The 19,480-nt window shown below is 62.9% G+C and carries 20 protein-coding genes; 16 read left to right on the top strand and 4 right to left on the bottom strand.

What is annotated here, in order from left to right:
* Genes AC1DJW_RS06950 through pknB form a run of 5 tightly spaced genes read left to right on the top strand, consistent with a single transcriptional unit; the run spans window position 1 to window position 8,322 of the window.
* Window positions 1–1,728 carry a PP2C family protein-serine/threonine phosphatase gene (locus tag AC1DJW_RS06950; RefSeq protein WP_476901027.1) on the top strand — a complete coding sequence of 576 codons (1,728 nt, stop codon included), beginning with the start codon at window positions 1–3 and terminating at the stop codon, window positions 1,726–1,728.
* Complete coding sequence (locus tag AC1DJW_RS06945) at window positions 1,725–3,092, top strand: FtsW/RodA/SpoVE family cell cycle protein (RefSeq protein ID WP_284750976.1); 1,368 nt, start codon at window positions 1,725–1,727, stop codon at window positions 3,090–3,092. The genes AC1DJW_RS06950 and AC1DJW_RS06945 overlap by 4 nt, the downstream gene beginning before the upstream one ends.
* The gene (locus AC1DJW_RS06940; protein WP_390281535.1) at window positions 3,089–4,546 is read left to right on the top strand and encodes a penicillin-binding transpeptidase domain-containing protein; all 1,458 of its coding nucleotides are present in this window, start codon (window positions 3,089–3,091) and stop codon (window positions 4,544–4,546) included. Before AC1DJW_RS06945 ends, AC1DJW_RS06940 begins: the two co-directional genes overlap by 4 nt.
* Entirely contained in the window at window positions 4,543–6,345 is a 1,803-nt protein-coding gene (locus AC1DJW_RS06935; RefSeq protein WP_390281533.1) for a protein kinase domain-containing protein, read from the top strand. Before AC1DJW_RS06940 ends, AC1DJW_RS06935 begins: the two co-directional genes overlap by 4 nt.
* Window positions 6,346–6,399: 54 nt before the next feature.
* Entirely contained in the window at window positions 6,400–8,322 is a 1,923-nt protein-coding gene (gene pknB / locus AC1DJW_RS06930; RefSeq protein ID WP_284750979.1) for a Stk1 family PASTA domain-containing Ser/Thr kinase, read from the top strand.
* Here pknB and AC1DJW_RS06925 read toward each other — a convergent pair.
* Genes AC1DJW_RS06925 through AC1DJW_RS06915 form a run of 3 tightly spaced genes read right to left on the bottom strand, consistent with a single transcriptional unit; the run spans window position 8,319 to window position 9,991 of the window.
* The gene (locus AC1DJW_RS06925; protein ID WP_284750980.1) at window positions 8,319–8,960 is read right to left on the bottom strand and encodes an aminodeoxychorismate/anthranilate synthase component II; all 642 of its coding nucleotides are present in this window, start codon (window positions 8,958–8,960) and stop codon (window positions 8,319–8,321) included. The two genes, pknB and AC1DJW_RS06925, sit on opposite strands and share 4 nt — an antisense overlap.
* Entirely contained in the window at window positions 8,957–9,127 is a 171-nt protein-coding gene (locus AC1DJW_RS06920) for a hypothetical protein (protein ID WP_284750981.1), read from the bottom strand. Before AC1DJW_RS06920 ends, AC1DJW_RS06925 begins: the two co-directional genes overlap by 4 nt.
* Window positions 9,128–9,130: 3 nt before the next feature.
* Window positions 9,131–9,991, bottom strand: a complete 861-nt coding sequence (locus AC1DJW_RS06915; RefSeq protein ID WP_390281527.1) for a class E sortase — start codon at window positions 9,989–9,991, stop codon at window positions 9,131–9,133.
* A gap of 179 nt (window positions 9,992–10,170) precedes the next feature.
* On the opposite strand from AC1DJW_RS06915, the gene AC1DJW_RS06910 reads away from it, so the two are divergent.
* The 11 genes from AC1DJW_RS06910 (at window position 10,171) to AC1DJW_RS06860 (ending at window position 18,600) form a co-directional block, all read left to right on the top strand.
* Complete coding sequence (locus AC1DJW_RS06910) at window positions 10,171–10,422, top strand: cell division protein CrgA (RefSeq protein WP_284750982.1); 252 nt, start codon at window positions 10,171–10,173, stop codon at window positions 10,420–10,422.
* Between the two features lie 42 nt (window positions 10,423–10,464).
* Entirely contained in the window at window positions 10,465–10,974 is a 510-nt protein-coding gene (locus tag AC1DJW_RS06905) for a methylated-DNA--[protein]-cysteine S-methyltransferase (protein ID WP_390281524.1), read from the top strand.
* A complete protein-coding gene (locus tag AC1DJW_RS06900; protein ID WP_390281522.1) occupies window positions 10,974–11,480 on the top strand; it encodes an RNA polymerase sigma factor in 507 nt (168 codons plus the stop codon). Before AC1DJW_RS06905 ends, AC1DJW_RS06900 begins: the two co-directional genes overlap by 1 nt.
* On the top strand, window positions 11,477–12,097 hold the full coding sequence (locus AC1DJW_RS06895; RefSeq protein WP_390281520.1) for a methylated-DNA--[protein]-cysteine S-methyltransferase: 621 nt from the start codon (window positions 11,477–11,479) through the stop codon (window positions 12,095–12,097). The genes AC1DJW_RS06900 and AC1DJW_RS06895 overlap by 4 nt, the downstream gene beginning before the upstream one ends.
* Window positions 12,094–12,789 (top strand): alpha-ketoglutarate-dependent dioxygenase AlkB family protein, encoded by a 696-nt coding sequence (locus tag AC1DJW_RS06890; RefSeq protein WP_390281518.1) that lies wholly within the window; start codon window positions 12,094–12,096, stop codon window positions 12,787–12,789. Before AC1DJW_RS06895 ends, AC1DJW_RS06890 begins: the two co-directional genes overlap by 4 nt.
* A gap of 56 nt (window positions 12,790–12,845) precedes the next feature.
* The gene (locus tag AC1DJW_RS06885) at window positions 12,846–13,448 is read left to right on the top strand and encodes a DNA-3-methyladenine glycosylase I (protein WP_390281516.1); all 603 of its coding nucleotides are present in this window, start codon (window positions 12,846–12,848) and stop codon (window positions 13,446–13,448) included.
* A gap of 308 nt (window positions 13,449–13,756) precedes the next feature.
* Window positions 13,757–14,119 (top strand): ArsR/SmtB family transcription factor, encoded by a 363-nt coding sequence (locus tag AC1DJW_RS06880; RefSeq protein WP_476901026.1) that lies wholly within the window; start codon window positions 13,757–13,759, stop codon window positions 14,117–14,119.
* A complete protein-coding gene (locus AC1DJW_RS06875; RefSeq protein ID WP_476901025.1) occupies window positions 14,116–15,135 on the top strand; it encodes a cation diffusion facilitator family transporter in 1,020 nt (339 codons plus the stop codon). Before AC1DJW_RS06880 ends, AC1DJW_RS06875 begins: the two co-directional genes overlap by 4 nt.
* A gap of 141 nt (window positions 15,136–15,276) precedes the next feature.
* A complete protein-coding gene (locus AC1DJW_RS06870) occupies window positions 15,277–16,632 on the top strand; it encodes an FtsW/RodA/SpoVE family cell cycle protein (RefSeq protein ID WP_284750990.1) in 1,356 nt (451 codons plus the stop codon).
* A 1,070-nt stretch (window positions 16,633–17,702) separates the two neighbouring features.
* Window positions 17,703–18,155, top strand: a complete 453-nt coding sequence (locus AC1DJW_RS06865) for an ArsR/SmtB family transcription factor (RefSeq protein WP_284750992.1) — start codon at window positions 17,703–17,705, stop codon at window positions 18,153–18,155.
* A complete protein-coding gene (locus tag AC1DJW_RS06860) occupies window positions 18,130–18,600 on the top strand; it encodes an SRPBCC family protein (protein ID WP_284750993.1) in 471 nt (156 codons plus the stop codon). Before AC1DJW_RS06865 ends, AC1DJW_RS06860 begins: the two co-directional genes overlap by 26 nt.
* A gap of 7 nt (window positions 18,601–18,607) precedes the next feature.
* On the opposite strand, the gene AC1DJW_RS06855 is transcribed toward AC1DJW_RS06860, so the two are convergent.
* On the bottom strand, window positions 18,608–19,477 hold the full coding sequence (locus AC1DJW_RS06855; RefSeq protein ID WP_476901024.1) for a rhomboid family intramembrane serine protease: 870 nt from the start codon (window positions 19,475–19,477) through the stop codon (window positions 18,608–18,610).
* Window positions 19,478–19,480: the final 3 nt, after the last annotated feature.

Below are 19,480 nucleotides of genomic sequence, written 5' to 3'. Positions count from 1 at the left end.
ATGGCTTCCCCCCAAGCCTCCGAGGGCAAGACACTGCCTCCGGAACTTCCCCTGATCATGCGCTACGCGGCGCGGTCCGACGTCGGTCGTGTCCGCTCGAAGAACGACGACTCCGCGTATGCCGGCCGGCATCTTGCCGTTGTCGCTGACGGCATGGGCGGGCATGCGGGCGGGGACGTCGCCTCGGCCTCCACTGTGCTGGACATGATCCACCTCGATCACGATTCCTACCCGGACGGCGCGGAAACAGTCCTGGCAGATGAAATCCAGACCGCCAATTCCCTCCTCTCCGAGCTTGTCCATGTGGACCCGAAGCTCGCAGGCATGGGTACCACCGTCACCGCCCTGCTGCTCGAAGGCAGGCGGCTGCACTTCGCGCACATCGGCGATTCCCGCGCCTACCGCCTGCGCAATGGCAAATTCGAGCAAATCAGCGTGGACCACACTTTCGTCCAGAGGCTGATCGACGAAGGCCGGCTGCGCCCCGAGGAAGCCGAAACCCACCCGCACAAGAACGTCCTCATGCGCGTTCTGGGCGACGTGGACGCCAGCCCCGAACTGGACCTGGACGAGCTCGACGTCGAACCGGGCGAACGCTGGCTCCTTTGCTCCGATGGCCTGAACTACGTCCAAGGGGCCGTCGTGGAGCAAGTGGTCCGCGAAACCAAGGACCTCGCCGAATGCGCCGAGCTCCTCGTTGAGCTCACGCTCGCCAACGGTGCCCCGGATAACGTCACCGTGGTCCTGTTGGAAATCGTGGAAGAGACCGGCGACCTCAGCACGGCCGCCGTCGACGTCGTCCAGTCCGCGCCGACACCCCCGAAAGCGGCCGACGCGGGAAAGGCCGCACCGAGCACGGACGAGCACGGCAGCGATGCGAAAGCCCCGGCCAAAGAATCCGGGGCCAACAGCCCCGCCGCCGGTCGGGTCACGCCACCGGAAACAACGTCCGACGCCGGGCCTTCCGCCGCAGCGGTAAAGCCCACCGCCGCGGCGGAGCCTGCAGCGACAGGTCCCGCAAAGCCCGCCGGGACAACTGAGCCTCCGACGGCGACAGACCCGCACTTGGGCGAACACCTGTCGGCGGAGATCCTCCGCGAAGAGCTTGCAAGCCGTCCGCACGAACTGGTCGGTGCTGCCGCAACCGCGGCGGAAACGGGCTCGATCCCCACCGTCGCCGGACGCAGCGTTGCACGCCGGGCAGCCACCGTGCTGACCCACAAGGCTGAACAGGACCGCCAGGATCCACAGCCGCTCGTCGCCCCGAAGCGGCGCTGGTTGACGCCGGCTATCGCGGCGGTCCTGGCCATTTTTGTGATCGCCGGACTGTGGCTCGGGTATGCGTGGACGCAGACACGATACTACGTCGGTGAATTCAACCAGCACGTCGCGATTTTCAACGGCATCTCACAGAGCCTTGGCCCTTTCCAGCTCTCGAAAGTGGAGGCCACGACGAACATCCGCATGGACTCTTTGCCTGAATTCACACAACAAGTCGTTCGCCAGACCGTACCGGCGCGGGATCTCGCCGATGCCCAGCAGATTGTGAAAAACCTGCAGGAGAAGGGCACCACCGGGCTGCCGGTCAATTGCCCTACAGGCACAGCAAAGCCGACGGCAAGTCCCACCCACGCGGCAAGCCCCACGCCGGCAAGCCCAAGTCCTTCGAACGCTCCAACATCGTCACCCACGTCCACGCCTGTCCCTACGTGCGCGGTGTCCCCATGATTCTGGCCATAACCACACCCAAGCCGCGCCGCAATGTCGAGCTCGTCCTGCTGATCCTTGCCCTCGCTGTGGGAATCGGCGCCAGCGCCATGGTCGGGCTCAATAGCGCGGCCGCTTTCGACAGTGATTTCTGGTTCCAGTCGAGTCTCTTGATCGTTGCCTCATTCGCTTTCCACATGATCCTCAGGTTCCGCGCAAAATATGCCGATCCGATCATGCTTCCGATCGTTGTTGCCCTCAACGGCTTGGGACTGGCCCTGATCCACCGCATGGACCAGCCAGGCGAGGACACAGGCAACAACCAGTTGCGCTGGACGCTCCTTGCCATGGCCGTGTCAATCGCTGTGGTCTGGTTCGTGAAGGACCACCGACTCCTCCGCCGCTTCACCTTTATCTCGCTCGCGGCCAGCGCAGTCCTTCTTGTATTGCCACTCGTTCCCGGCATCTCCGCCGGGGAAGTGCTGGGCGCCAGCGTCTGGATCCGGCTCGGCCCCATGACTTTCCAGCCAGGCGAAATCGCGAAGATCACCCTGGCTATATTCTTCGCAGGTTATCTTTCCTCCAACCGGGACCTCATCCTGCTTGCTGGCCGCAAAATCGGCCCCATGCAATTGCCGCGCTTCAAGGATCTTGGCCCCATGATCACCGCTTGGCTCGTGAGCATCGGCATCCTCGTCTTCCAGCGGGACCTCGGCACCTCCATCCTCTTCTTCGGCTTGTTCATCGTCATCATCTACGTCGCGACGAGCCGAATCAGCTGGGTGGTCATCGGCGTCGCGCTGATCCTCGGTGGCGGATTCCTGGCGTCCAGGTTCTTCTCGCACGTCGCGTTCCGCCTGGACAGCTGGTGGAACGCGTTCACCCCGGAAGTCTTCGACAGGTCCCCGGGCGGCAGCGGACAGATCGTCCAAGGCCTCTTCGGCATGGCCGACGGCGGACTTGTGGGCACGGGGCTCGGACAAGGCAGGCCGGATCTGGTGCCTTTTGCCAACAGCGACATGATCGTAGCCCTCATCGGTGAGGAGCTGGGACTGATTGGTCTCTTTGCCGTCGTGATGCTCTACATGCTGCTCTTCACCCGGGGGTTCCGCGCAGCTCTTGGCGCCCGGGACGCGTTCGGCAAGCTCTTGGCTTGCGGCTTGTCCTTTGCCATCGCGTTGCAGTGCTTCGTGGTGATCGGCGGCGTCACCCGGTTGATCCCGTTGACGGGGCTCACTACTCCCTTCCTCGCAGCGGGCGGTTCCTCTTTGCTTGCCAACTGGATCATCGTGGGTTTGCTGCTGATGATTTCGAACACCGCGCGCGGACCGGTGGACACTACGCCCGTTACCCATGCCCCCACCGAGGCGGTGCAGACCTCATGAACCATTCCATACGCAATGCCTGGATGGCAGCCGTTGCCATGTTCGCCCTACTTTTTGGCGCAATCAGCTATGTCCAGGTCATCGGCGCGGGCGACCTCAATGACAATCCGTGGAACCAGCGCGCCGTCCTGGCGAACTACTGCAACGACCGGGGTGCGATCATCGTGGGCGGCAAGCCAATCGCCGAGTCCATTGCCGGGGACGAGACCTGCAAGTACCAGCGCAGTTATGCCCAGCCGGAGCTCTACGCAGGGATCACGGGCTACTTCTCCAGGACCTATGGGTCCACCGGGCTTGAGCAGCAGCTCCGGGATGAGCTGGCCGGAAGCTCAGACCAACTCTTCCTGGACCGTGTGAGCCAGATTTTCCTCGGCAGCCAGCCGAAGGGGGCTTCGGTGGAATTGACCCTCGATCCCGCGATCCAGAAGCTCGCCTACGACCTCATCCCTGATGGTCAGCGTGGCTCGATCGTCGTCACCAACCCTAAGACGGGCGCCATCATCGCCATGGTTTCCAAGCCGTCCTATGACCCCAACTTGATCGCAACGCACGATCCCGCCAAGGAAAAGGCCAGTTACGACCAAATCAACCAAGTCCCCGGGATCAACCTCAACCAGTCGGTGAGCGGACCCACCGGTGAGCTGCTGGCCCCCGGTTCCGTGTTCAAGCTCGTCGACACCGCGGCTGCATTGAGCTCCGGAAAGTACAACAAGGACAGCGTTTTGCCGAACCCGAGCAGCCTGCCCTTGCCCGGTTCGAGCGCATCGCTGCCCAACTACGCCGGCGGGAACTGCTCAACCCGCAACACGGCCGATTTCGCTTTCGCCTTGGAGCAATCATGCAACACGCCCTTCGCCAGCATCGCCTTGGACCTGGGCCAGAAAGCCATCGCGGACCAGGCCGGAAAGTTCGGCTTCGGACAGGATTTCGGGGACCAGCTCAAGCTTCAGACCGGGATCAGTATCTTCCCCAAGAATCTGGACCAGGCAGCGCTGGCCCAGTCCGCCGTCGGCCAGCGTGATGTCAAGGCCACTCCGCTGCAGATCGCGATGATGACCGCCGCTATCGCCAATAATGGCGTCCAGATGAAGCCGAACCTCATCAAGACTGTGCGGGCACCTGACCTCCGTGTGATCAGCGAGCCCAAGCCCGAGGCGCTGCGCACTTCCACGACGCCTGATATCGCCAGCCAGATCACACAGTGGATGACCGACGTCGTATCCCAGGGAATTGCGAGCGGTGCCGCGGTACCGGGAGTCCAGGTGGCCGGCAAGACCGGTACGGCGCAACTCGGCGATTCAGGCTTGAACAACTCATGGTTTACCGGGTTTGCCCCGGCCAACGACCCGCAGGTAGCCGTCACCATTGTCATGGAAGGTGTTGATGTGTCTACCGGCGCAAAGCTAACCAGTCCGAACGCGAAGAAGATTTTTGAGGCGGTGTTGAACAAGTGAGGCCTACGTCAGGAATCACCCTCGGCGGCAGGTTCCAGCTGACCAGTCGCATTGCAATTGGCGGCATGGGAGAGGTCTGGAGGGCAAAGGACCAGATCCTTGGCCGGATCGTCGCCATCAAGGTACTCAAAGAGGAATATACGGGTGATCCCGGGTTCCTCCAACGGTTCCGCGCCGAGGCCCGTCACACCGCGTTGCTCAATCACGTGGGGATCGCCAACGTCTTCGACTATGGAGAGGAAGACGGCTCCGCCTACCTTGTCATGGAATTGGTGCCAGGTCAGCCGCTGAGCAGCATCCTGGAACATGAGCAGGTACTTTCGCCGGACCGCACCCTGTCCATCATTTCCCAGACCGCCCGGGCACTGGCTCCCGCGCATGCCCAGGGCCTGGTGCACCGGGACATCAAACCGGGAAACCTCCTGATCACGCCGGACTTCCGCGTCAAGGTCACCGACTTCGGTATCGCCCGCTTGGCAGACCAAGTTCCACTCACGCAGACCGGGCAGGTCATGGGTACTGCCCAATACCTGGCTCCTGAGCAAGCCACGGGGCAAACGGCCACGGGCGCCTCGGACATATATTCCCTCGGGGTTATCGGTTATGAGTGCCTCACGGGGCATCGTCCGTTCTCCGGTGAATCCCAGATCGCCATTGCGCTGGCCCAGGTCAACGACGCTCCGCCCCCGCTGCCTGAAAGCCTGCCCACTCCAGTACGCGCCCTGCTGATGTCCATGCTCGCCAAGGATCCGAAGAACCGTCCCGCGGATGCCATCAAGCTGGCCGAAGCCGCAGAAGCGATCCGCGCGGGCGATATTTCCACGGCGCACGCCGCCGTACCGGGAATGTTGCTCTTCGAGTCCGCCACGGGCCCCATCACTGCTCCTACCGACATCGCCACCGCACCCACCGGGATCGTAGCCTCGCCGTACGGCAGGGAAGCGCGTTCGACGTCGACGTCGGCGCTCCCGGTGATCGGCGCCGCGGCAGCGGGAGCCGCAGCCGTAGGGGCTGCAGCCGAAGGCGGAAACGCTCTTGCCCGCGCCAATGCCTTGGCTGCCGAGCGCAGTTTGGATCAGGCCGACGCGCACAACCAGTACATCCATGAGGAAGAGGAGTACCAGGAGGAGCCGCCGCGGAAGAAACGCAGCCCGTGGACATGGCCGCTCATCGCACTCATCGTGCTCGTGCTGCTTGCCTTGGTGGGTGCGATCCTGACCCAGTCCGGGCTGTTCTCGCCGAGCAATCCAGCACCGGCCACTACAAGCGCGCCGGTCCAGAGTTCCAGCGCACCGCCAACCTCGGCAAGCCCGAGCCCCACGGAGACATCAGCCACTCCGACACCCACCACGACCACCGCCGAGGCCATCAACCTGATACCGGAGCAGTACAAGGGACAGCCGTACGACAAGGTACGCTCGGACCTCAATGCACTCGGCCTCGTTGTCAGCGGTGTCCAGGTCTTTGATCCGTCCACGCCCGGCACCGTCATCGATATCAATCCTTCGGGTCCCGTGGCCAAGGGATCAACCATCACGGTCAGCTACTCCAAGGGACCGCAGATGGTTACTGTGCCGACCATCGGCCAGGGCGCCGCCGAATCACAGGTGCAGGCCGCCATCGAAGGCGCCGGCCTGCGCTGGGTCACTGGAGCCCCCGTTGATGGAGCGACCGGCCAAGCGCCGGGAACTTTCGTCAGTTCCGATCCCGCGGCCGGGCAGAAAGTACCTTCGGGGTCCGTCGTGACCTATCACCTGTCAAAGTCGGCCCCGTCTTCGTCTGCTACACCCGGCAAATAGGACACCATGCCAACCGGTCGCTCCACACCTGCCCACAGAGAGGACAGCACTCCCATGACATCCCAGCGCGTCCTCAACGGGCGGTACGAACTCGGTGAATTGCTCGGACGTGGCGGCATGGCCGATGTCTACAAGGGCACTGACACTGTGCTCGGACGAACCGTGGCAGTGAAGCTGCTCCGTGCCGATCTCGCCCGCGATCCGCAGTTCCATGCCCGTTTCAAGCGCGAGGCTCAGGCTGTGGCGGCCCTGAACCACTCCTCGATCGTAGCTATCTACGACACCGGCGAGTACACCGTGTCCGGCGGCCCGGGCGAGGACGTTCGGGTCCCTTACATCGTCATGGAATACGTGTCCGGCCGGACTCTCCGCGATCTGATCCGCGCCAAGGAACTGGACATCGATCAAGCCATCGAGTTCATCCTTGGCGTCCTGGCCGCGCTGGAGTACAGCCACAAGGCCGGGATCGTCCATCGCGATATCAAGCCGGCCAACGTCATGGTGACCGGGGAGTCAAACGACGTGAAGGTCATGGATTTCGGAATCGCCCGGGCGATGGCGGATTCCGCGGCAACCATGACCCAGACGCAGGCCGTGGTTGGCACTGCCCAGTACCTTTCACCCGAGCAGGCCCTCGGCGAGACCGTGGATGCCCGCAGCGATCTGTACTCTGCGGCGTGCTTGCTGTTTGAAATGCTCACATCACGCCCTCCGTTCACGGGCGACAGTCCTGTCTCGGTGGCCTACCAGCACGTCCGCGAGGTCCCGGAGCCCGCCAGCACGTTCAATCCGGCCGTTTCGGAGGCACTGGACAGCGTCCTCGCCAAGGGCCTGCAGAAGAATCGCGCCGACCGTTTCCAGGATGCGGCTGCCTTCCGCCGCGCCTTGCGTGCGGCCAAGAACGGCGTGGCAGTCCCGGCCTTTGCCGCCGGAACTCCCACAGACGTCCAGGACGTCGTGCCGTCGACGCAGCAGATTCCCGAGGGTGGCTTGGCGCGCGGCCTGACGGGCGCCGAGTTCCTGGACAGCACCCTGACCGGGGGGTCGGGCAATGGCCATGACGCCGGCGACCAGGACACGATGCTGGCCCTGCAGGCCGGTGAACCGGAACCTGAACCGGACAACGACGGCGCCATGCCGCTTGGTTTCGCCCCTGAACGCGAGCGGACCGCCCGGCAGAAGTCCCGCCGTCGTGCGTGGACCGCGGTGGTGGTTATTTTAGTGCTGCTGGTCTTGGCCGGCGGTGGATTCTGGGTGTACAGCACGGTGAACCAGAAGCCGGCTCCGCCGGCGTTGATCGCGGTACCGGCGGTCGCCGGCATGAGTGAGGCCACGGCGTTGCAGACGCTGTACGGCGCCAATCTCAGCCCCGAGTCGCACCATGTCCCGGATGACAAGGTCCCGAAGGGGACGGTGATCAGCACCGACCCCGGCGTGGGGTCCCAAGTGGCGCCGAAATCGCAAGTCCTGCTGAACGTTTCAGATGGGCCAGTCTCGGTGACTGTCCCGGCAGGCTTGAACGGACTCACCGAAGCCGCGGCCCGCGACCTCCTGCGTCAGGCTGGCCTCGTGGGCGGGTCAAGTACCTTGGCCAATAGTGCCACGGTTCCCGCAGGCTCCGTCATCAGCACCAAGCCGGCTTCCGGGGCTGTAGTAGGCGTGGGCAGCACCGTTGACTTGGTGGTGTCCACAGGCAAGGTATCCGTGCCTCAACTCGTTGGTTTGAGTGTGGCCGATGCCGAAGCGCTCCTCAAAGCGAACGGCCTGGCCATGGCGGTCACCGAACAGGAGAATTCGCAGGTAGCTCCCGGAAAGGTGACGAGCCAGGGCGATGCTTTCAATTCCCTTGTGGAGCAGGGCAAGACCATCAGCGTGATTGTCGCGAAGGCTCCCGCCCCGTCCCCGAGTCCCACTCCGACGCCCACGCCGTCTCCTAGCGACACCCACGGCGGAGGCTTCGGCGGACTAGGCGGCTAGCGCTGGATCAAGGGGCTAAGGGTGGCCGCACGGGCGGCCGCCCCGGACATCCCCAGTGATTCAAGCCAGTTCCCGAGCATGAGGTAGCCACCTTCGGTGAGTACCGATTCCGGGTGGAACTGCACTCCGCACAGCGGCGCCGAACGGTGCTGCAGGCCCATGACAACCCCGCTGGCGGTTTCGGCGGTGATTTCCAGTACGTCGGGAATGCTTTCCCGGACGGCCGCCAGGGAGTGGTAGCGGGTGGCCGTCACCGGCGAGGGCAGCCCGGCGAAAACGCTCTTGCCTTCATGCTGCACAGGTGATGTCTTGCCGTGCATCAGCTCCGGGGCGTGCGTGACGGTTCCGCCGTAGGCCTCGGCCAGCGCCTGGTGCCCCAGGCAGACCCCGAACATCGGCTTGTTGTTGTCTCCGCACCACTTGATCAGCTCAATGCAGACACCGGCTTCGGCAGGGGTGCCGGGACCGGGAGAGATCAGCACGCCGTCGCGCGCGTCCGCCAGCTCGATCGCTTCGGCGAGAGTGACGTCGTCGTTCCGGACCACTGTGGTTTCCGCACCGAGTTCCTGCAGGTAACCGACCAAGGTGTAGACGAAGCTGTCGTAGTTATCCACGACGAGGATTTTTGTTGTGCTCATGGCTGCTGTGCTGAACCAATCGTTGAGTCGGTGAGGGTAGTGAACTGTGACATCCAGGGGAAGAGGAACTGGACCATCAGGGCAAGCGCGCATGCGACGAGGGCCGCTGATGTCAGGATACGCACCCACAGGGGTCCCGGGAGGTGGCGGAAGATCCATCCGTACATGGCTTAGCCCTTTCCGGCCGTCTGGGCGACTTGCTTGGCGATCTCCTGCGGTGGCCCGGCGGATGCCGGTTGCCAGCTTTCCAGCAAGGAGTACGCGATGATGCGTTCTTGCGCACCAAAGCGCGGATTGCAGCTGGTCATGGTCAGGTAGCTTTCGGTGGGCGTCGCCCCGGGCTGTGTGGGGACCGGAAGAAGGACGTCGGTTCGCGAGGGCAGCACGATCTGGTTGTTGCGGAAAACGTACGTGTAGTAACCGTCTTTGGTCTGCACGTAGATTTTGTCGCCCGGAACCAGGAGGTGGATGTTGTCCAGTACGGCGCCATGCGTCTGACGATGTCCGGCGACGGCAAAATTGCCCGGGGCTCCGGGCATGCTGGTGGTCCCGTAGTGGCCCAGGCCCAGCGTGTCCAGGATGTCGGAACCGGTTCCCTCGATGATGGGCCGCGAATAATCCGGGCCGAATCGCGGAATGTACATGATGCCGATCATGCCGCCGTGCTCGGGAGCCTGGGCAACCACGGGCTTGCCGTAGTTGGGCGGTCCAGCAGGGTTGGCAGGGGCAACAGGTGCCACAGGTCCCGCAAAACTCTTCGCGAATCCCTGGACGGCCTGGCTTTGCTTCGCGTCGGCTTCGACGTTAGTCCACCACAGCTCCCACGCCACAAAGAGCAACAGGATAAGTCCCGCGGTGAGGAGGAGTTCGCCTACGATCTGCACGACCTTACGCACAATGTCGCCCGTGCTTGGCCGGCCCTTGCGCCTCGCCGGGCGCGGCCTGTGCCCCCCGGGGCGGGGACCCTCCGAGCCGGTTCCCGTGCCGTCGTCCGGCATGGCAGCGGCTTGCTGCGTCTGCTGCTGCGCCACTGGATCTCCTCTTAACAGGCGCGGATGCCCGACGACGAGCAGTCTCCGAAATCCGGCTAGACTTGACTGCTAGTACGAACCCCGGAATTGCCGCGTGCGCGTTGACCGCTGGAATTTTCCTTCCTGCAGGATATCAAGCTAGCGCGTGGCCTTTTCATTCAGCCGGCCAAGGAGGATCCGTGCCCGAGTCCAAGCCCCGCAAGAGGGCCGCCCGCCCCACCGAGGCGGCCACCACGCAGCAGTACAAGCCGAACCCCGTCTGGTACAAGCCCGTCATGTTCGGTCTCATGATCATCGGCTTGCTGTGGATCATCACGTTCTACATCACCAGCGGCCAACTTCCCGTAGCCGCGTGGGCGTCCTGGAACATCGTGGCAGGGTTCGGCATCGCGATCGTCGGCTTCCTGATGACCACGCGCTGGCGCTCCTAAGAGACGACCTCACATTTCGGCCGCCTGCAGCGTCTACAAGACATGACCACCAGGCACACCATCATTGAGTCCCCACTGGGCCAGCTCACGCTGACTGCCCAGGACGGGCTGCTGACCGGCATCTTCTTCGAGGGTCATTGGCATATGCCGCCTTCGGAATTCTTCGGTGAAGCCGTCCCCGCTGACGATCCCTTGTTCCAGCAAACTGCCGTTGAGCTCGGCGAATACCTGGCTGGCGAGCGGACCGTGTTCGACGTCCCTTTCAAGGCTTCAGGGAATCCGTTCCAGCAGCGGGTCTGGGCAAGACTGGAAGAAATTCCGTACGGGGAAACCGTCAGCTACGGAGAATTGGCCACCGAGCTGGGCGATCGCAACCTTTCCCAGGCCGTCGGCTCGGCGGTTGGCCGCAATCCGCTGAGTATCATCATCCCGTGCCATCGGGTTGTGGGGAGCGACGGGAAGCTCACCGGATACGCCGGCGGCCTCGACAACAAACGGTTCCTCCTGGAACTCGAGGAACCAGCGGCGGCGAAGGAAAGCAAGCTCTTCTAATGGAGCCCAAGAAGCCGTTCGAGCTGGTCGTCCGGGAGCACGGGCCCACGGTCCTGCGAGTGTGCCGCGCGGTTCTCGGTGCCCACGACGCGGAAGACGGCTGGTCCGAGACTTTCCTCTCCGCACTGAAGGCCTACCCCGAACTGCCTCCAGACGCCAACGTCCAGGCGTGGCTCGTCACCATCGCGCACCGCAAATCCATCGACATCGTCCGCGCCAGGACCCGTCAGCCGGTTCCCGTGGATGAACTGCCCGTGCGACCGTCCGGACTCGGCATCCCCGGCGACGGTCACCGGGAGGTGCTCGACGCCGTCGGGCAGCTTCCGCCGAAGCAGCGCCAGGCGGTGGCGTACCACTACCTCGCCGGGCTCCCCTACAAGGACGTCGCCGGGCTTCTCGGCGGAACCCCCGACGCCGCGCGTCGCGCGGGAGCCGACGGAGTCAAGGCGCTGCGCACCATTCTCGTCGATAGCTCCATGAGCTACGTGAAAGAAGAAACCCCATGACCATCCATCACGACGAACCGGACGTCTCCGAGCTCCTCGCACCCCTCGATTCCGCCGAACCGGGCGTCATGCAACGGCTCCACGACCGCCTCGCAGCGGCAGCCGCGGAGCAGCACACCCTCGATATTGCCTACCGCACGGTGGATTCCCCGATCGGCAAACTGCTGCTCGCGGCCACGGAACGCGGCATGGTGCGCGTGGCGTTCGAAGTGGAAGACCACGACGCCGTATTGCAGCTGCTCGCGGAAAAGCTCAGTCCGCGGATCCTCTTCTCAGCGAGTCGCCTGGATCCCGCGGCCCGCGAGCTGGACGAATACTTTGCCGGAACCCGGCACCGCTTCGACCTGCCCCTGGATTTCAGCCTTTCGCGCGGCTTCCGCCTCAGCGTCCTGGAACATTTGCCGCAGATCCTCTACGGCCATACGGAGAGCTACGCGCAAGTGGCCTTGGCGGCCGGAAGCCCGCGGGCCGTGCGCGCCGTCGGCACTGCTTGCGCCACCAACCCGCTGCCAGTGATTGTTCCTTGCCACCGGGTGGTGAAATCCGATGGATCGTTTGGCAACTACCTCGGCGGCACGGAAGCCAAGCGCGCCTTGTTGGCTCTTGAGGCAGCATGAGCCCGGGGTGGACGGAACCACTGTTTCCGCTTGAGTTACCGGACGCGCCCGACGCCGGTCCACGGGAGATCGCGCCCGGCGCGGTGCACGTTCCGGGCTGGCTGAGCCTCGAGCAGCAGCACTGGATCGCGGCCCGTTTCGATGACTGGACGCGGGGTCCCGTCCCCTTGCGCGCCGCCGTCCTCCCAGGCGGGCACCCGATGTCCGTCCGGACGGTCTGCCTCGGCTGGCACTGGCAGCCCTACAGATACACGCGCGAGGCCTTTGACGTCAACGGCCGGCGGGTCCTCGACTTTCCCGATTGGATGGTGCGTCTGGGCCGCAAAGCACTGTTCGAGGCCTACGGCGACGCCGCCGAAGCCACCGGCTACACGCCAGACACTGCGCTGGTGAATTTCTACGACGAGGCCGCCAAGATGGGGATGCACCAGGACAAGGACGAAAAGTCCCGGGCCCCCGTCGTCTCGATCAGCATCGGAGACAGTTGCGTCTTCCGCTTCGGGAACGTGGAGACGCGCACCAAGCCGTATACCGACGTCGAACTTTCCTCAGGAGACCTCTTCGTGTTCGGAGGGGCATCCCGTTTTGCGTACCACGGCGTCACCAAAGTGCTCCCCGGAACGGCTCCTGAAGGCTGCGGGCTGCCGAGGGGGCGGATCAATATCACCATGCGCGTCACTGGAATGTCGTAGGACCGGGGCACAATGTCAACAACAGCTTCTGCCCGGCTTCCTGTGGAGGAACAGCTATGAACCCGCCCGAGAACGGCACCATCATTGGCGACGACGGCCTTGCGCGTCCGCCTTGGGCATCCGTTGACCCGCTCATGCGCGAGTACTACGACCACGAGTGGGGCATGCCGGTACGGGACGAACGGGGCCTGTATGAGCGCATCAGCCTTGAGGGATTCCAAGCGGGCTTGTCCTGGGCCACTATCTTGCGCAAGCGCGAAGCATTCCGGTCCGCTTTCCTGGACTTCCACCCTGAAAGCGTCGCGGCTTTCACGGAGGCGGACGTCGAACGGCTGATGCAGGATTCGGGAATTGTGCGCAACCGCCTCAAGATCCGCGCAACCATCACCAACGCCAAGGCCACCATCGCCTTGCGGAGCGAAGGCGGGTTGGTGGACTTCGTGTGGTCGTTCCAACCGGAATCGACGCCGGAACCGCGCACCTTTGCCGATGTCGCTACCCAATCGCCGGAGTCGATTGCTCTGTCCAAAGCCCTGCGGAAGAAGGGCTTCGCTTTCGTAGGCCCCACCACCATGTATGCGCTGATGGAGGCGATCGGCATGATCGATACCCATCTGCTTGACAGCCATCGTCGGGGAAGCTCCGGAGTTTGGCTCTGATGCCCAGCTTCTTTCCACAGAAGTGCGTAACTTTATCCACAGCTGTGGACAATTCATGTGGACATCCATGCACATGAAGCCAAGATCCCTGACATTCAGGTGATAACCGGGCCCTCACGCCTCGAACCCGTGGTTTTACCCAATGTGCACAAGGCTGTGGATAGTGTCCGCGGGTTCACTGAGAGTTCACCGCGAGAGCATTGAGAACTTCATTCAGACCCTACTGACCGTGGCGTCTGGTCGACTTCCGGTTCGCTGTCCCGGGTCCTCGATGTGGGTTTGGCCGGGTTGTGTGAAAGAATCTGCGTATGAATGCAGATAAGAATGCCTGCTCGCTGGGAGTCGACAGCCAATACGTTGAATTGGCTGTGGAAGTGTTCGCGATGCTGGCTGATGCGACGAGGGTCCGGATCGTCCTGGCGCTCCGGAACGGCGAAATGGCCGTCGGGGCGCTGGCGGAACTCGTAGGGAAGTCGCCGGCGGCAGTATCGCAGCACCTTGCCAAAATGCGCTTGGCGAGAATGGTTTCCACGCGACAGGACGGAACCAAGGTCATGTACCGGCTGGAGAACGAGCATGCCCGCCAACTGGTGGCGGATGCGATATTCCAAGCAGAACACGCCTTGGGCGGCACCCCTGCACACCACCGCGCGGAACAGGAATCGGCATGAGCGGTCACCAGCAAGTCGGTCATCAAGAGCATCATGTGCACGACCACGACCACGACGGACACTCCCACGAGCATCATTCGGGTCTCAAGGGGTGGTTGTATGAGCTTTTCGTCCCACACACCCACGATGCCGCCGATTCAATCGACGATGCCCTTGAGTCCAGCACACAGGGCGTCCGGGCGCTGAAGATCAGCCTTTTCATACTCCTGGGCACCACGGTCCTGCAGTTTCTTGTGGTCCTCATCAGCGGCTCGGTTGCGTTGCTGGCCGACACCATCCACAACTTCTCGGACGCGCTCACCGCAGTGCCATTATGGATTGCGTTCATCTTGGGACGTCGCGCAGCAACTCGCCGCTACAACTATGGATACGGGCGGGCGGAGGATCTTGCCGGACTGTTCATCGTCGGCGTGGTCGCGCTTTCGGCAGTCGTCGCCGCGTGGCAATCCATCGATCGGCTGTTCCATCCCCAACCCCTGCACAATCTGTGGTGGGTTCTTGCGGCCGGAGTCATCGGCTTTGCGGGCAATGAAATCGTGGCCGTCTACAGGATCAGGGTCGGCCGGCAGATCGGGTCTGCTGCGTTGGTTGCCGACGGCGTGCATGCGCGCATTGACGGATTCACCTCGCTCGCGGTGGTGCTTGGGGCCAGCGGCGTGCTGCTTGGCTTCCCGTTGGCGGATCCGGTTGTGGGCCTGCTGATATCGGCGGCCATCATCGTCCTGCTCTGGGGTACGGTACGCAGCATCGGAAGACGCCTGATGGACGGCATAGAGCCCGAACTCCTGGACAGCGCAAAGGCCGCATTGGAAATGACACCGGGCGTTCTCTCCGTGCCGCGGCTGCAACTGCGTTGGGTCGGCCATCGCCTGCAAGGCGCCGCCACCATCGTCGTCGCCAACGCGCCCCTGTCAGCGGTGGAAGAAACTGTCAGCGAGGCCACGCATCGGCTTGGGCACGCCCTCCCAAAGCTTGACGACATGGTGATACAACCCGTTACGGAAGCTGGCCGCTGATCGACCGGGTCCTGTTCCCAACCGCTGCCCAGCCCCTACGGCTATGATGGCCCACTGAACCTTATGTTGAGCCACTGACCCGATCTTGAGCCACTGAACCGGACCCGCCCGGCCGCCCGAGATCCACGAAGGAATATGCCCATGAGCCAGCAAGCGATTCTGGCGAAGCCTCGCCGAAACGTGGAAATGGTGCTTTTGGTGCTGGCCCTTGGCGTCGGCATTGGTGCCCTTGCAATGACCAGTGTGGACAAAAAGGAAGCCCTTGACGTTGGATTCTGGCTTCAGGCGGGTGCCTTGACGGCACTGGCCGGGGTCTTCCACGTTGTCCTGCGGTTCAAGGCAAGGTATGCGGATCCGGTGATCCTCCCGATTGTGGTGGCTTTGAACGGCCTCGGCATCGCCATGATCCGACGCTTGGATGCCTCGAACGGTACGACTGCGGGAGCTAATCAGCTCACATGGACGATCGTCTCGGTTCTGGTCGCGGCCGCCGTTTTGTGGCTTTTGAAGGATCACCGGCTTTTGCGCCGGTATACCTTCATTGCACTTGCGATCAGCGCCGCCCTCCTTATCCTTCCCCTTGTGCCGGGCATTTCGGCCGGCGACATCAATGGCGCGAATGTCTGGATACGCCTCGGCTCCCTGCAGTTCCAGCCCGGCGAGATCGTGAAGATCACGCTCGCCGTCTTCTTCGCGGGCTATTTGTCCTCCAACCGGGACTTAATCCTGCTGGCCGGCAGGAAATTCGGACGCCTGCAGTTCCCAAGGATCAAGGACACGGGCCCGATGATCACCGCTTGGGCAGCGAGCGTCGGCGTACTGGTCTTCCAGCACGATCTCGGCATGTCCATACTGCTGTTCGGGCTGTTCATCGTGATGATCTACGTTGCCACGAGCCGGGCCAGCTGGCTCGTCCTCGGCGTCGTGCTCATGCTTTTGGGCGGATACGCGGCAGCAAAGATCTTTTCCCACGTCGGCTTGCGCATTGACGCCTGGATCAATGCTTTCGACCCCCAGGTCTTCACCCGCTTCCCCGGAGGCAGCGCCCAGATTGTCCAAGGCCTCTTCGGAATGGCCGACGGCGGCCTGATCGGCAAAGGCCTCGGGCTCGGAAGCCCGGACCTCGTGCCATTCGCGAACAGCGACATGATCATCGCTTCCCTTGGTGAAGAACTTGGCCTGATCGGGCTGTTCGCGATCGTTCTCCTCTATTTGCTGCTTTTCACGAGGGGATTCCGGGCCGCCCTGGGCATCCGGGATGCGTTCGGGAAGCTCCTTGCCTGCGGGCTGGCCTTCTCCATGGCTCTTCAGTGCTTCATCATTATCGGCGGCGTCACCCGCCTTATTCCCCTCACAGGGCTGACGACGCCGTTCCTCTCCGCGGGCGGGTCCTCCCTCCTCGCCAACTGGATCATCGTCGCCCTGCTGTTGCGGATAAGTGATGCCGCCCGCAGGCCGCAGACCGTTGCTTCCCAGACCGAACACGTTCCGGTCTGACTCCGGTCCGCTACCCAGGCTGCCAGGCGTGCGTGCCTCGGCGAAGCCCGTCGCACCATCGAGGAGCCCCGGCTTCGTGTCGAGTTCTGGTCCGACTTAGCCGAGGGTGGCGACTTCACGGTGCTATGGTGACTCGCCCTGTCGGGACGGGTCCGTCTATATCGAAATTGTGAGCCGGACGGTTTCGTCTGGGAGGCTCCACCCAAAGCGAGTACGGCTGGCGCGCGGCCGTGGTTTCGTCCGGCGCGGATGACCGTCTACTCCGGGCAGGTACTCCACCGCATGGTCGCTGCGACCTTCCATTGCGCTGGCATTGTGGAAAGCGGCGGGGATAGTACCCGTCCGCGCTCCTATTGGTGCCGGCGGCACCGCCGTATCGCTTGGCCTCCTGCTGCGGCGGCCGCGAGCGATGGATGAACACCAGATTCCGGTAACAGATTTCATTTGGCGCCTTTCCACGCCTGGACCCAGGCATGTGCCGCTACCGGCAAGACAGAGCGATCAAAAATCCGCTTCCCACAACCGCTGCAGTGGGGGCACCCGAGTTACGCACTTAACAACAGGCAACTACCCACAAGTTATCCACAGTTGGGGAAAAACTGCGCCTACATAGTGGAAAACTCCCGGAACGGCGGGCCTCAGAGGGTAGGAAAGACAACGAACTACAGCAATGTGAGTTATTAACAATGTTGATAACTCTGTTGATACCGCGCTCTTGCGGCTGCGAACGCTGAAGTTGTCCACACACCCCCGGATAACCCACTTCTTATCCACATACCCACAGGCGTATGGGCAAAAGTTATCCACAGGTGTGGACGTTAATCCCAAGAGGAAAGCCCGACCCCTGCCATCTCGCTCCGGAGAGTCCATTCACCATCGAACTACATGCTTGTAAGTTACGCACATTGTGGATAACGCCTGTGGAAAACATCTCCAAGGGCCTTGACGGCATCAGTGCACAGTTCTAGGCTGGCCTTATTCAATGAATTAGTTGATAAACCAGTTGCTTGAGTACGGCGGAAGAGTTGGAAATCCGCGATGCGTGAGCCTGAACCCAATAGGGGAGAAGCATGCCGGGCACGATTGCTGCAGCGGTGCTGGATCCGGAAGACCAGCTCAACAGGGCGTTCATGGCCCTCGCCGATCCTGTCCGCCGCAAGATACTGGCACGGTTGGCCTTGGGCGATGCCACCGTCAATGAGATCGCCCAGCCCTTCGCCGTCACCCTCCAAGCCATCTCCAAGCATCTTCAGGTGCTCGAAGGCGCGGGGCTCATCACGAGGAGCAGGGAAGCCCAGCGCCGTCCCTGCCACTTGAACACCACGGCGCTCGGCCCCTTGGCCGAGTGGATCGAGAACTACCGTCTTCAGGCTGAGGAACGTTTCGCCCGACTGGACGAACTATTGGCCAGTGAGACGCCATCTGCCGGCGAAGACACGGCAGACCCCGTCAAAAAGGGCACAGCCGACAAGGACAATCCGGAAAAGGAGAAGAACAATGAGCACCAACACAACAACCATTGACGTCACGGCGGGCACGCCGTTCATCGACACGAGCCGCGACTTCGACGCCGCACCGGAGCGCGTGTTCCAGGCTTTCACAGACCCCGAACTCGTCGTCAAATGGTTGGGTCCGCGTCGCCTGGAAATGCGCCTGGAGTCGTACGACGCGCGTACGGGCGGCAGTTACCGCTACACGCATCTCGACGACCAGGGCAACGAGTTCGGCTTCCGCGGGGTCTTCCACGAAGTCCAGGAGCCACTGCGGATCATCCAGACCTTCGAGTTCGACGGCGCCCCGGGGCAAGTCACCTTGGACACCACCAGGTTTGAAGACCTCGGAGGCCGCACACGTGTGGTGCAGCACTCCGTGTTTCCCTCGGTGGAAGCACGGGACATGGCAGTAGCCAGCGGCATGGATGCGGGCATCAAAGAGTCGATGGACCGCTTGGAGGAACTCCTCGGTTAGGGAGTTCCTAGCCCGTCGTGAAGCGGAAGACGGTAGCCAGGACCAGAATCCCGGCCACAAGCGCCATGCCGGCAGTCTGCAACAACGCCTGGCGCGGTCCACGCGGAGCAAAGGCAATCACGGCGGCACACAGGCCACCCGTGATCAGGCCGCCCAAATGGGCCTGCCAGGCAATGCCGGGGACAACGAAGCCAATCACGCCGTTGATGGCGATGAGGATCCACAGCTGCCGGGTGTCTCCGCCGCGCCGGCTTTGAACTACCAACAGCGCGCCAAAGAGGCCGAAGATGGCGCCGGACGCACCTTCCACTCCAGTGGGAGGCAAAACAGGTGTCAGAAGCAGGAAACCGACAGAGCCGCCAACGGCGGACAACAGGTAGACGGCCAGGAAGCGGATGCGCCCCAAGACCGGCTCCAGCACCTGGCCGAAAATCCAGAGCATGTACATGTTGAGCACGATGTGCAGGACAAAGCCCTGGGAATGGACAAATGCGCTGGTCAGCATCCGCCAGGGTTCGAAGGCCCCGTATTGCGGAGCGGCGTAGACGGACGCGAAAGCGAGTTGATTCTCCACAACACCGCCGGGAATCAGCCATTGCAGCACGTACACCAGGGCACACAGCCCGATAAGTATGTACGTCGCCAAAGGACGTCCCGTCGCGACGGCGCCGCCATAGGCGGAACGCACCACCGGCGTCGAACTCTTCATTTCATTGACGCAGTCAATGCATTGGAACCCGACGGCGGCCGCCCGCTGGCATTCGGGGCATGCAGGACGCCCGCAACGCTGGCACCGTACATAGGAGGGCCTGTCCGGGTGCCTGGGGCACACCGGAATGTCTGCTGACGGCTCCGCCGCCGGGATTCCGTAACTCATATG

The organism is Arthrobacter sp. 05L417, assembly GCF_056397865.1.
The sequence above is the reverse complement of the archived record's forward strand: the minus strand, read 5'-3'. Positions and strand labels throughout refer to the sequence as shown.